The sequence below is a fragment of the Maricurvus nonylphenolicus genome, assembly GCF_042854845.1.
GTDB lineage: Bacteria > Pseudomonadota > Gammaproteobacteria > Pseudomonadales > Cellvibrionaceae > Maricurvus > Maricurvus nonylphenolicus.
In genome coordinates, this window is the sequence record NZ_AP031498.1 from 4,237,431 (window position 1) to 4,250,283 (window position 12,853).

The window sequence follows — 12,853 nt, forward strand, 5'->3', positions numbered from 1 at the left end:
AAGAATTTCAGGTAAAATATCAAGAGCGCCAACTAGCAAAGGAAAAACCTTATCTGGCTATCTCTACAAAGCGCCCAATCAATCTTTCTCGATAATTGTGGTTAGATTAATAGGTGATTGAACCAGCTTTCGCTTGCCATTAATTGTTGGGTAGAAGATGTAATAGCCTTTATCTGGCTGCGAGGTGATTTTTCCATTGTTTACGTGGAATGGCTTTTCAAAACCCTGGACGTGAACCTCATAGTCTCCTCCCAGCATGGTATCCATTGTGCGACTGCTTCTGTTGATAAAATCGCAGCCAGCGATAAGTAAGACAGTCACACTCAGTACTATTAATTTAATGTTTTTCATACTCCCAATACCTCTTTAAAATTTTCAACAACTTTTGACTTATGATGATATCAACTTGATAGCCGGGGTCAGACCCCATAAATTTATAACCGGCGCAGCTTTGCTGCGTCCGGCATTGAAGGCGCAAAGTTGATTGACATATTAAGAATTTACACCCTCAGAAAATTTAAGTAATTCAGTTTGAGTTGCTGTAATTTTTCCGCTTGCAACAGCCTCAGTATATATATCAACAAGTCTCTGAATGTCGTCAGCGCTCAGCAGTCCGGCTTCTTTAGCAGACCGAACTGTTTCGACTATTTTATTAACAAGCAATTTAGATCGAATATTGCTAACTCTTTCTATAAGGAAAAAGGCTTGTGCGTTAGTTGGGTTTCTTTCAACCTTATCCCAAAAATACTCCATAGCTTCGAGAACACCAAACCTTCGACGCTCAAAACGGACAGAGGAAATATACATATCGAGGATTAAGTCCTTGCTAAAAACCCTTGTAAGCCAAGGCGCTAGCGCTAATTCAATAAACTTTCGTCGTTTTGTCCGGCTTAGATTTGTTATGAATAGAGTTCGAATAAGTTGCTGTGCTATGGTCGACCCTCCGGATCTTGGCTTTATCTTCACCACTCCCAGCATGCTTCTCACAAGAGACTTATAGCTAATTCCAGAGTGGATATAAAAATCTTTGTCCTCGATAAAAACAAGAAATTTCCTAATGTTATTCGTAGAAACTTTAAGCCTATCAGTTTCGTGTACTGCTAGTTTTGCACGATAAATAATGTACTCAGTATTCTCAGTTAAGGGTAATCCGATAGCTCTAGATATAAACTTATAAAATATGAGGCGAGATGTTTCATGAGTATCAAGTAATGATGATCTATAGATCATCATTGCAGGGATGAACCATAACAACCCCATTAAAAAAACAAAAATAGAGTTATATTCTGATGGAAATATTCCTTGATTTTGCTTTATAAAATAGGCACTCAAAAAAAGTACTACTGAACTAGAAATGATTGAGATAATCCAAAAAGGGTATGCTGCATATGTTAGCCACCCAGTGAATAGCTTTAAGGCTAGAGGCTGGTCTGCTCCTTCGACCCTCCAGCTTGGTAAAAGAAGCTGAATATTCCCGTAGCTTAGCCCTAGCATTCGTCTCAAAATAATTACTTTTCTTCCTGCAAATATTATTGCCCGTTGTCGGTCCGAAAAATACTTCAAACTAATAAATGAAAATCCAATTATTATAGACAGCAGGATTAATGAAATAATAAATGGTGGAATAATACCGCTAAAAATAGTCATTAGCTGGCCTGATGATCCAACTAACAAAGATCCTAAAGCAGCAGACGAAACAAGCGTTACATTTGATGCGTTCAGGAAAACCCTTTCTTCAGACTCTAGGTTTTTAGCTGCAACTTTATACTCTTCCAAAGCGATATCGCGGTTATCAAAATGGTAAGTGGGAAAGTGCTGTCGCCATCCCTTTTTATAGTCTTCTTCAATCAATGTGCGACTTCCATTCTATTGCTTGACGCTGCGATAAGGGGGGCGCGGGTTTTACGCACCCCATGGAGACTGCGCTTTTTTGGCAGCCGGAATGTACTAAGTGATAACCATGCTAGATTTAAATTCGCCCCTATGGGACTCCTTTTTAAAGGGCGTTTCAGACATAATCTGAACCCTATTAAAGTAAGGGGTTTCAGAAAGGGCGTATTGAAGATCTTTGAAGTGGCCATCATCCGAAAAAAGAAAATCTGTGTAATTAAGGTACATTGCATGAAGGCTATCGTTATAAACACCCCTTGAAAATTTCACCAGAGATTGGCTATAAGCCATTTTGGCTAAGGTAGATAGAGGGCCTTTATAGATTAATGGCTCCCAATTGCTTAGCGCATAATTAATTCTACATTTTGTTTTATCAAGGCCTATTTTTTCCACAAACTATTAGTTGTATCTTGATCTGGCCCGACATGACAACAAATTAACAAAATAAGATAGACAATCGATAATTTAAATATAGTTCTTAGCTCTTGCGTATACGGAGGGTCGTTTTTAATAAACTCTAAACTATTGAGCCACGTTTCTAAAGAATAATTAAACGAATCATCCTCTGATGTTGGAATAACTATATTGTCCTCTCCATTAATAACTTGATGAATCATCTTTGTGAAAGACTTTAAATATTTATTCCTACCTTTCAGTTGCTCAATGTCTACATTTATATATTTGTGATTCGTGATTGTGTCACGCCAAATATTAGCCAACAAACTTTGCGAGGAAAGTCTTACCCTTTTCTCTTCGGATGGAAAGCCTTGATTTATATAGTGAATAATTGTCTCTTCTGGAGAAGCCAGTAGCTCACTACTAAATAAACATTGTGCGAACTCTACAATCTCCCTTCGTCTTTCGGGGTCTGATGTTTGTAGTATTTCAAGCAGAGTTACTGGGGATATGCACCAACCTCTTCCTTTCAAAAGCTGTAATTCCTTTGTTTCAACAGCATCATGTGCAGTCATGATGTTCATAAGATAATTAACAGCAGATGTTTCGAAATACCATATTTGCACAGCGCTTCCTTTTCTCTTAACGCCGCCAACAGCTGCGGCTTTGTAGTTGGTTGGTGTTGCGCTAGCGTAGCGTTTAAGCGCATAAGCCAAGCAACGGAAATGCAGTCAGATGCTTGGCTTTGTTATGCTAACCGATTAATTAACAATTTCTTGGGTATTGTATGTGATTAATTTATTGCCAGAGAATATAAACCTTTCTTTTGTTTCCGACCTTTCATATTTAACATGAGAGCTAACAATTACAGGAAATGATATTCCTTCGGATGTAATTCTAAACCCCGGAATCACAGAGTGTATTCTATGGGATTTATACGCTCCAAATTTAAAAGCCACCTTTCTTAGCCCAATGGCATATTCCTTTTTTTGCTAATCACTACCTTCAAATTTCTTTGCAGCATTAGCATATTTGAAGCTTTCCACTTCAGAATAGATTTCAATAACAGTTTTTCTTGCATTATCTTCGTATCCAGAGCTGATTTTTGAATACATTAGATAAACCAAACACAAAGTAGCTGAAAAGGATATAAGAGCCCACTTTACTATCTTCACTAGAATTCCTTATGCATAACAGCTTGTTCTATGTTCCAGTGACGTGTTTAATTACGTCACTATGACCGTATATCTACAAAAGCTAAATTTTAAACTAATCGAATTCATACATATATTCAATTAGTTACCTGCTGGCGCTCACTAACCGACGTAATTAGTTACGTCAGTTTTCAGAAGCCAGAAAGAGAACCTCAAAACTACCCTTTCTACTCCCCATGTAGCACGCCACTCCCGTGCCACAACCCAGAAACCAAAAAGCCCCCAATGCTTCCACATCGAGGGCTTATTTTGGCTAGCTGAGTAAGCTACATCAACATTTACACGTTACCGTAACTCATCAAACGCTCATAGCGCTTTTCCAGTAGCTCATCAATCGGTACACCGCGCAAGCGATCACACTGCTCGATCAAACGCGCTTGCAGTTTGTCGGCCATGCCGTCGATATCGCGGTGGGCGCCACCCAGTGGCTCGGCGATGGTTTCATCAACGATGCCCAGGTTTTCCAGGTTGTCGGAGGTTACACCCATGGCTTCGGCGGCCAATGGGGCTTTATCCACAGTCTTCCAGATAATGTTGGCGCAACCTTCTGGCGAGATAACGAAGTAGGTTGAGTATTGCAGCATGTTGAGCTGGTCACCTACGCCAATGGCCAATGCACCACCGGAGGAACCTTCACCGATTACAGTGCAGATAATGGGGGTACGCAGGCGGGACATAACCGCGAGGTTTTGGGCGATGGCCTCGGAGATGCCGCGCTCTTCAGAGTCGATACCTGGGTAGGCCCCCGGGGTGTCGATCAGGGTCAGTACCGGCATTTTGAAACGCTCGGCCATTTCCATTAAACGCAGGGCTTTGCGGTAACCTTCTGGTTTTGGCATACCGAAGTTGCGTTTTACCTTATCGGGTACACTGCGGCCTTTTTCTTCACCGATGACCATGACAGGCTTGCCGTCCAAACGGGCTACACCACCAATGATGGCAGCGTCGTCACCGAAGTGGCGATCGCCATGCAGCTCGTCCCAGTCGGTGAACATGCGTTTGATGTAGTCAGCGGAGTACGGACGCTGTGGGTGGCGAGCTACCTGAACCACTTGCCATGGGCTCAGATCGCTGTAGATGTTTTCGGTCAGCTTGATGCTCTTTTCGCGCAGCTTGCTGATTTCTTCGGTGATGTTGAGATCGTTATCACTGCCTACCAGTTGTAGCTCTTCAATCTTGGCTTCCAGCTCGGCAATGGGTTGTTCAAATTCTAGGTAGTTGGGATTCATATCGACTTTCGTATCCAGTAAGTCTTTTCTTTTATCTTGTATGTTGTGTCGTCTAGCCTGGCCCACTTTATAACAACAAAGGGGGCAAATATTGCGCACTAAATGGCCAGCTACCATACGCGAATTGGGCGGTTGAGTCGACCACTTTTGACCTGTTTGCCCTATCGGCTGGCTGTTATGCCCGCCAGATCACACCGGGGTGTGATCTATTAACCTGCAAGGTTTAGGCCCTTTGGATGCGTGTATCAAAACACTAGCTGTACTGGAGACTCACCTTGTCCCGCCCGTAGGCGTTGCGTAGCTCCAGTAGCAACTCATCTTCGGGTTTTACCTTCCATTCATTGCCCAATGTCAGCTCACCAGCAGCATCCGAGCGACTATAGTGAACCGTTACCGGGCAATTGCCCTGACGATAGGGTTCAAGTATGTCAGCCAGATGACGGGCGAAGTTATTGGGCAGTTTTTCTGAGCTAACTTCCAATCTCAGACCACGGGCCATTTCCTGGCGCGCATCGTTAAGGCTGCGCACGGCATCGGCGCGCATCTTCAAGCCGCCACTGAAATCGTCGTAGCTGACCTGGCCATCGATAATCAGCATGCCGTCTTTAACCAGCTTTTCCCGGTACTCGTTATAGGTATCGGAGAAAATCGCCACCTCAATGCGCCCGGAGCGGTCATCAAGCTGGACAAAGGCCATGGTATCGCCGCGCTTGTTTTTCATCACGCGCAGGCCAACCACCAGCCCGGCAATATGCTGGGTGCTCTTTTCCGGTTTCAAATCGGCAATGCGGTTGGAAACCAGGTGCTTTAATTCGTGTTTGTATTCTTCGATGGGGTGGCCGGTCAGGTACAGACCCAGGGTATCCTTCTCGCCGTTAAGGCGCTCTTTAATACTCCAGTTACGCACCTTGCGGTACTCGTCATAGACATCGACACCGCCCTCGTCATCGCCACTGGGTACCAGCTCGCCAAACAGGTCGGTCATACCGGCGTTGGCGTTGGCGGCACTTTGCTCGGCGGCTTTTACCGCTTCGGGCATGGCAGTAAGCATTACTGCACGATCATAATCCAACTCCACTTTAGGGCCGATACTATCGAGGGCACCGGAGCGAATCATGGCTTCCAGGGCACGCTTATTGACCTTACGCGGGTCGATGCGAGCACAGAAATCGAATAAATCCTTAAAGGGGCCATCCTTGCGAGCTTCAAGAATATTTTCAATCGGGCCTTCACCCAGACCTTTAATAGCACCCAGGCCATAAATGATGTTGTCTTCCTCATCGACATTAAAGTAGAACTCACCGCTGTTGACATCAGGTGGCAGCGGCATCATGTCCATATGGCGACACTCTTCAATAAAGGTCACCACCTTATCAGTTTTATCCATATCCGAGGACATGGTGGCCGCCATAAAGTGCGCCGGGTAATGAGCCTTGAGCCAGGCAGTCTGGTAGGACACCACCGCATAGGCAGCCGAGTGCGATTTGTTAAATCCGTAACCGGCGAATTTTTCCACCAGGTCGAAAATCTTCATCGCCAGCTCGGGATCTACCCCCTCACCTTTCGCCCCTTCTTCAAAGGTCGAACGCTGCTTGGCCATTTCCTCGGGCTTTTTCTTACCCATGGCTCGACGCAGCATATCTGCACCACCGAGTGTGTAGCCCGCCAGTTCCTGGGCGATCTGCATTACCTGTTCCTGGTAAACAATTACGCCGTAGGTGGGTTTAAGAATCGGCTCGAGTTTTTCGTGCTGGTATTTGGCATCCGGGTAGGCCACTTCGGCGCGGCCATGTTTCCGGTTTACGAAGTCATCAACCATCCCCGAATCCAGCGGGCCCGGACGGAACAGGGCCACCAGGGCGATCATATCTTCGAGGTTATCGGGTTGCAGGCGTTTAATCAGGTCCTTCATACCACGGGATTCCAGCTGGAATACGGCGGTGGTTTCGGCTCTTTTTAGCAGCTTAAAAGTGGGGCCATCATCCAACGGAATGGCTTCGATGATCAGCGGCTCTTCGCCCAAGCGCGCACGCTTGCGGTCGATCATCTTTTTGGCCCAGTCGATAATGGTCAGGGTCCGCAGACCCAGGAAGTCGAACTTAACCAGCCCGGCCTCTTCCACATCATTTTTATCGTATTGGGTTACCAGGCCGGAACCGGTTTCATCACAGTAGAGTGGTGCGAAGTCCACCAGACGCGTTGGTGCAATTACTACACCCCCAGCGTGTTTACCCACGTTACGGGTGAGGCCTTCCAGTTGCAGGGCCACTTCCCAGATTTCCTGGGCCTGTTCGTCGCCGTCCAAAAATTCACGCAGCAGTTCTTCCTGCTCGAAGGCGACTTTCAGCTTCATGCCCGGGTCGGGCGGAATCAGTTTCGAAAGCTTATCGGCCAGGCCATAGGACTTGCCCTGCACCCGCGCCACATCGCGCACCACAGCCTTCGCGGCCATGGTACCGAAGGTAATAATCTGCGATACCGCATCGCGGCCGTAGTTATCGGCCACGTAGTCGATAACGTCTTCCCGTTTGTCCATGCAGAAGTCAACGTCGAAGTCGGGCATGGATACCCGTTCCGGGTTGAGGAATCGCTCGAACAGCAGGTCGTATTTCAGCGGATCCAGGTCGGTAATTTTTTGTACGTAGGCCACCAGCGAACCCGCACCGGAACCCCGTCCCGGGCCTACCGGAATATCGTGGTCTTTGGCCCACTGGATAAAGTCCATTACGATCAGGAAGTAACCGGGGAATCCCATCTGCATAATAATGTGCAGTTCGAATTTCAGCCGCTCGTCATACTCTTTGCGGATTTCCTGAAATTCCGGTTTGCTGGTATCAAACAAAAACTCAAGACGCTCATCCAAACCTTCCATCGATATCTTCTGGAAGAAGATATTGGTTTGCAGCATCACCTTGTATTCAGGTTCGCTCTCACGCCCAGCCCACTTCTCACTCATGGCCTCGGCGGCCAGCCCTTCCAGTACTGCGTAAGGGGTGTGATTTTTAAAGAAGGGGTCGTTCTCGAAATCGTCTGGGATTGGGTAATCTGGCAGGTAATAGGTACCCAGTTCAATATCCAGATTACAACGCTTGGCAATTTCTACCGTGTTTTGCAGGGCTTCGGGGATATCGGAAAACAGCTCGGCCATTTCCTCCGGGCTGCGCAGATATTGCTGCTCAGAGTAACGACGCTCGCGGCGCGGGTCATCCAGGGTACGGCCTTCACCAATACACACCCGTGCCTCGTGAATCTCAAACTCTTTCGATTCAATAAAGCGCACATCATTGGTCGCAACTACCGGGCAGTGGTATTGAGCAGCCAGATCTACCGCTGCATGCAGGTAATCTTCATCGCCACCACGCCCAGTCCGTTGAAGTTCCAGATAGAAGCGATTGGGGAAGTCGCGCATCCATCCTTGCAGCAGCTCTGCGGCCTGCTCGCGCTTACCATTGATTAAGCTCTGACCTACATCGCCAAACTTACCGCCAGACAGGGCAATCACACCCTCGGCATAGTCACTGATCCACTCGCGCTTTAGGTGCGGTACGGCCTGATGCTGACCTTTTTGATAAGCCAGGGATATCAGCTCGGTGACGTTCTTGTAGCCCTTTACGTTCATCGCCAGCAAGGTGATAACGCTTGGCTTGCCATCATCATCTGGGCTTTCAAGCAGGAAGTCGGCCCCACCTATCGGCTTGATGCCTGCGCCCTGGCAGCCCTTGTAGAACTTGATCAAGCCGTAGAAGTTACAGAAGTCGGTGATGCCACAGGCAGGCATGCCCATTTCAACCACTTTGCCCACCAGATTTTTGATCCGGACGGTACTGTCTGTCAGCGAGAATTCAGTATGCAGGCGCAGGTGTACAAAGGGGGTGGTCATAGGAGGTGGGATTACCCTGTCTGTCATTATTGTTTAGGGGGCTATTTTACCCAAATATTGTTCGATTTCGAGAATTGACTTCTGGCTTTGTACTGTTGCCCGGCCCAACTATGGATTACCATTAAGAAAGCATCAGGGACTAGAAGGAAGCTGCAGATGAAGAAACTCGCCAAAAAGGCGCTTATTGCCGGTGCCGTTATCGGTGTAGGCGCGTTTGCACTCAACGAATACCTGCAAAGCAGTGTACGTAGCGAGCTGGACAAACAGATCCGCAAGGCGGCCCCCTTTGCCCATGTGCAGTACCAGAACTTTGAACTGCAGCTGCCCGATCGCATTCAGATCAGCGGTATCCGTATTATCCCCAAATCCCCGAATATCGGTAATTTCTCCCTCGATGACCTAAGTATCTCCATCCGTGATGATGACAGTCTATTCCTGCTCAAGCGCCTGCTGGGCCTGGGCCGCGGTCACGCCCCCGACGAGCTGGAAGTGGAAATCGATAACTTCAGCCTGTCGCTAGAGGAATTCCCCCAGTACAAGAGCATGCTGATTCAGCTAAATCAGCACCTTAGCCGCCAGATGACACCCTTCTGTGGTGACACCCACTTTATTGGCCCCAAGCAGCTAAAAGACCTGGGATATGACCCCCTGGTAATGGACCTCAACTTCAACTACAGCTTCAACCCCTGGGAAGAAACCCTAGAGCTGGGCTTTGATGCCGAACTGGATAACAGCAATAGCACCCGCACCCAGATCAAACTGCTGAATATCCCGGCGCTGAACCAAAGCCTTTCGGCTTCCATGATGCGCCCCAGTATTGAGCTGATTTCCATCCATTACGAAGACAACGGCTACACCCAAAAGGTGAACGAGTACTGCGCCGAGAAAAGCCAGCTCAGCATAGAAGAGTTCATCACCCGTGAGACCTCACGCCCAAATAAAGACTACGCCATGATGTGGGGTTTTATCCCCGGTGATAACTTAATGCAGGCCTACACCCAGTTTATGCAGGAGCCCCAGCGGGTAAACCTGCGCGTTGAGCCCAGCCCCAATTTTGACTGGATGACCCTGCCTGCCTACCCACCTGAGAAATGGCCGGAAACCCTCAACGTAACCCTGACCGTCAATGATGAGCCGGTAACCTCGCTGGACTTTGAGTTGGCAGAACTGGATCAGCTGCTGGCGGCGGCCGAGCCCACACCACCCAAACCCAGCGTGTTTGAGACCGGCGTGCCACCCAAGCCAGAACCCCCGGCAGCCAAACCCGCCCCCAAATACATTCAGATCGACAAACGCCGTATCCGTGAGTACGAAGGCATGGAGATGCGTATCTACAGCCCCAGCGGTAAAACCCGTGAAGGTATCTTTACCGGTATGAGCGGCAACAATGCCAAGCTGTTACAGCAGAAATTTGGCGGCAGCTTTGAAATGAGCGTTAGCCTGTTTGGCGTAGAGAAGATAGAAGTCGCCGTACCCGCAAAATAGGCCTACTGGTTAAAAAACAGCCTTTATTGCCCCCCGACAGTGCAGGTATAATAGCCAGCCCGCGCCGCTGGCGCCCATTGTTGTACTTGTGTTGTACTTTTGTTGTAAATAGCTGCGCTGCGATAGCCCCGAATTAGAAAGTCATGAATTACCGCGTTACCACCTCTGCCCTGGCCCTACTGTCTCTGCTAAGTCTGCCGACTTTCGCAGACAGTGATGCGAAGGAGAACAAGGCAGCAACCGTTAAACAGCTGTGCCAGGAAATAGGCTCAACCCTGGGCAGTGTCAGTATCGAGCAGTGCAACCGGCAACAATTTCAGCACAGCAACGGATTATCCCGCGAAAAACGCCCGCTGGTAATGAAAGAATACCCACCCCTGGCCCATAGGAAACCGCTGGGCCGGGTGATACTGATGGGCGGTATTCACGGCGATGAGTATTCCTCCGTCTCACTAATGTTCCGCTGGATGGAAAAACTCAACCAGTACCATTCCGGTTTATTCCACTGGCAGGTGGTGCCTTTGCTTAACCCGGACGGCCTGTTTCAGAAGCCCAGGGCCACGCGCCAAAACGCCAACGGTGTGGATTTAAACCGCAACTTCCCCACCCCGGATTGGCACGCCCTGGCACTGAAATACTGGAAGGAGCGCACCTATAAAAACGTACGCCGCTACCCGGGTCCAATAGCCAATAGCGAACCGGAAACCCAGTGGTTCCTGCAACAGATTAAAGACTTTAAACCCGATGCCATTATTGCCGTGCATGCCCCACATCACCTGGTAGACTTCGACGGCCCGCAAATTCCGCCGGAAAAGCTGGGTAAACTGCAGCTTAGGCGCCTGGGCACCTACCCCGGCAGCCTGGGCAATTACGGTGGCAGCACACTGGATATTCCGGTGGTAACCGTAGAGCTGGCATCGGCGGGTATTATGCCTACAGATAAAGAAATCAGTCGCATGTGGGTGGACCTGGTGCGCTGGTTGCGCAGCGAGGTGCCCAAGCAACGCGCGGCGACTTTAGAAAAACAACGAAAACAGCAACAAAAACAACAACAAACCCTGGCGCAAAAACCGTAACGGCGCGCCTTTGTATTGCATAGCTTGACCATGAATGTGAAACAACACTTACATACCTTTGCCTTGGCGGGACTTCTGTCTGCCATGCCTGTTACCGGGCATGCTGAGCAGCAACAACTGGCCATGCTAGAACGCCAACCGGATATTCTGGAACTGCAACCGGCAAGTATTTGGGATCTGCCCGCTGCAGACAAATTTGTGTTGGTAGCCGAACTGGAAACCGGCGTGCTGCGTGTATTTGAAAAACACGCCGGCACACGCCTCGAACAGGTTGCCGATTACCCTATCACTATTGGTAAGCAAGGCTTTGGCAAAACCCAAGAAGGCGATGAGCGCACACCGATTGGCGTTTACCGTATTACCAGCCAGTTAACCGCTCGCCAACTGGATGATTTTTACGGCGATATGGCCTACCCGTTGAACTACCCCAATGTGTGGGATCGCTTAAATCAATTTACCGGTTCCGGCATTTGGTTACACGGGGTGGAAAACGACGACGTAAAACGCCCACTGCGTGATAGTGATGGCTGCATTGTGTTATCCAATGCCGATTTGAAAGACTTGAGTAAGTACCTGAATGTGGGTTACACCAAAGTCTTGGGCACGCCGAAAATTAATTGGGTCACCAACACTGAAATCAGCCGCTCCCGCCAGCAGTTAAACCACCGTATGCACGAATGGATTAAGGCTTGGGAAAGCCGTGACCCTGAAGCCTATCTGGAATTTTATTCGCAAGATTTTTCCGATACCGAAAAGAATTACAAGCAGTGGGCCAGTTACAAACGTCGGGTAAATACTAATAAACGTTTTATTAAAATCCGTTTGTCGGACTTGGGGATTTACGCCTATCCCGGTCAGGACGATATGGCGATGGCGGAGTTTTATCAGAACTATGCCAGTAACCGTTTTCATTCCAAGGGTTGGAAGCGTCAGCTTTGGCGGAAGGAGGCTGATGGGGAGTGGCGGATTATTTATGAGAAAGGTGGGTAAGTCGTAACTCTTAGTTCTTAGTTCTTAGTTCTTAGTTCTTAAGTTGGGGTACGACCCGTGGGGTCGGACCCCGCGCTGGGTGCGACGTCTTGCTAGGGGTCTGACCCTGCGGGTCAGACCCCGGCATTCTTAAAGCGAGTCCTGGACCATGGCGATGGACTTGGACGATCCTTTCAGCGAAAAGCTGTACTTGTGAATCTGGCCGTTGCCATCGACAAACATCAGTGTGCCGGTATGGCCATTGGTTAACATATCCTCCAACTCTGGCGACAATACATTCACCGCTAAACAGCCCACATCCACACAGCGGGTGTAATCCAGCACAAAAGACTTTGGCCCACTGGGACGATCAATGGCAATGCTCAGCACCGGCGCCTGCATTAAGCTCACCCCTAACGGCACCAACACTTTTAGCAGCATTTGGTTTTTGCCGTAATACTCTTCAAAGCGTATACCTACGCGGTAAATCGCCTCACCGCTGTCCGGGTGTTTGCCCAGCATCGACATATAACAACCCTGCACCTGTTCGGCACCACACTTTACTCGCCAGTCGCCGAAGCGATGCACATTGTCATCCTGGGCATAGGCTATTTGGCTCGCCATAAAAACAACGGTGGTCAGTATCCAGCGAAGCATATTGTCGTCTCTTTATATTTTGTTATCGGTAATCAGTAGATACAAAAAAGCGGCCTT

The 12,853-nt window shown here is 48.4% G+C and carries 10 protein-coding genes; 3 read left to right on the forward strand and 7 right to left on the reverse strand.

Annotated elements, in window-relative coordinates; translation table 11 throughout:
* Nucleotides 1-78: 78 nt before the first annotated feature.
* The 6 genes from ACGHZ6_RS18430 to dnaE form a co-directional block, all read right to left on the reverse strand.
* Entirely contained in the window at nucleotides 79-351 is a 273-nt protein-coding gene (locus ACGHZ6_RS18430) for a hypothetical protein (protein ID WP_390615490.1), read from the reverse strand.
* 141 nt (nucleotides 352-492) lie between these two features.
* Nucleotides 493-1,851 (reverse strand): biosynthetic peptidoglycan transglycosylase, encoded by a 1,359-nt coding sequence (locus ACGHZ6_RS18435; RefSeq protein ID WP_390615491.1) that lies wholly within the window; start codon nucleotides 1,849-1,851, stop codon nucleotides 493-495.
* A 419-nt stretch (nucleotides 1,852-2,270) separates the two neighbouring features.
* The gene (locus tag ACGHZ6_RS18440) at nucleotides 2,271-3,002 is read right to left on the reverse strand and encodes a hypothetical protein (protein ID WP_390615492.1); all 732 of its coding nucleotides are present in this window, start codon (nucleotides 3,000-3,002) and stop codon (nucleotides 2,271-2,273) included.
* Between the two features lie 276 nt (nucleotides 3,003-3,278).
* Nucleotides 3,279-3,461: a hypothetical protein gene (locus ACGHZ6_RS18445; protein WP_390615493.1), complete on the reverse strand. Its 183-nt coding sequence runs from the start codon at nucleotides 3,459-3,461 to the stop codon at nucleotides 3,279-3,281.
* A gap of 317 nt (nucleotides 3,462-3,778) precedes the next feature.
* A complete protein-coding gene (locus ACGHZ6_RS18450; RefSeq protein ID WP_390615494.1) occupies nucleotides 3,779-4,729 on the reverse strand; it encodes an acetyl-CoA carboxylase carboxyltransferase subunit alpha in 951 nt (316 codons plus the stop codon).
* 253 nt (nucleotides 4,730-4,982) lie between these two features.
* Nucleotides 4,983-8,609 carry a DNA polymerase III subunit alpha gene (dnaE, locus tag ACGHZ6_RS18455; RefSeq protein WP_390615496.1) on the reverse strand — a complete coding sequence of 1,209 codons (3,627 nt, stop codon included), beginning with the start codon at nucleotides 8,607-8,609 and terminating at the stop codon, nucleotides 4,983-4,985.
* A 156-nt stretch (nucleotides 8,610-8,765) separates the two neighbouring features.
* Here dnaE and ACGHZ6_RS18460 point away from each other — a divergent pair, with 156 nt between their 5' ends.
* The 3 genes from ACGHZ6_RS18460 (at nucleotide 8,766) to ACGHZ6_RS18470 (ending at nucleotide 12,160) form a co-directional block, all read left to right on the forward strand.
* Nucleotides 8,766-10,094 (forward strand): hypothetical protein, encoded by a 1,329-nt coding sequence (locus tag ACGHZ6_RS18460; RefSeq protein WP_390615497.1) that lies wholly within the window; start codon nucleotides 8,766-8,768, stop codon nucleotides 10,092-10,094.
* A gap of 143 nt (nucleotides 10,095-10,237) precedes the next feature.
* Nucleotides 10,238-11,170 (forward strand): M14 family murein peptide amidase A, encoded by a 933-nt coding sequence (locus ACGHZ6_RS18465; RefSeq protein ID WP_390615498.1) that lies wholly within the window; start codon nucleotides 10,238-10,240, stop codon nucleotides 11,168-11,170.
* A 30-nt stretch (nucleotides 11,171-11,200) separates the two neighbouring features.
* Entirely contained in the window at nucleotides 11,201-12,160 is a 960-nt protein-coding gene (locus tag ACGHZ6_RS18470) for a L,D-transpeptidase family protein (protein ID WP_390615499.1), read from the forward strand.
* 129 nt (nucleotides 12,161-12,289) lie between these two features.
* On the opposite strand, the gene ACGHZ6_RS18475 is transcribed toward ACGHZ6_RS18470, so the two are convergent.
* Complete coding sequence (locus ACGHZ6_RS18475) at nucleotides 12,290-12,796, reverse strand: invasion associated locus B family protein (RefSeq protein WP_390615500.1); 507 nt, start codon at nucleotides 12,794-12,796, stop codon at nucleotides 12,290-12,292.
* Nucleotides 12,797-12,853: the final 57 nt, after the last annotated feature.

Coding starts and splice junctions, on each gene's coding strand:
- ACGHZ6_RS18430 (WP_390615490.1), bottom strand. CDS start 351: ATGAAAAACATTAAATTAATAGTACTGAGTGTGACTGTCTTACTTATC.
- ACGHZ6_RS18450 (WP_390615494.1), bottom strand. CDS start 4,729: ATGAATCCCAACTACCTAGAATTTGAACAACCCATTGCCGAGCTGGAA.
- dnaE (WP_390615496.1), bottom strand. CDS start 8,609: ATGACCACCCCCTTTGTACACCTGCGCCTGCATACTGAATTCTCGCTG.
- ACGHZ6_RS18460 (WP_390615497.1), top strand. CDS start 8,766: ATGAAGAAACTCGCCAAAAAGGCGCTTATTGCCGGTGCCGTTATCGGT.
- ACGHZ6_RS18465 (WP_390615498.1), top strand. CDS start 10,238: ATGAATTACCGCGTTACCACCTCTGCCCTGGCCCTACTGTCTCTGCTA.
- ACGHZ6_RS18470 (WP_390615499.1), top strand. CDS start 11,201: ATGAATGTGAAACAACACTTACATACCTTTGCCTTGGCGGGACTTCTG.
- ACGHZ6_RS18475 (WP_390615500.1), bottom strand. CDS start 12,796: ATGCTTCGCTGGATACTGACCACCGTTGTTTTTATGGCGAGCCAAATA.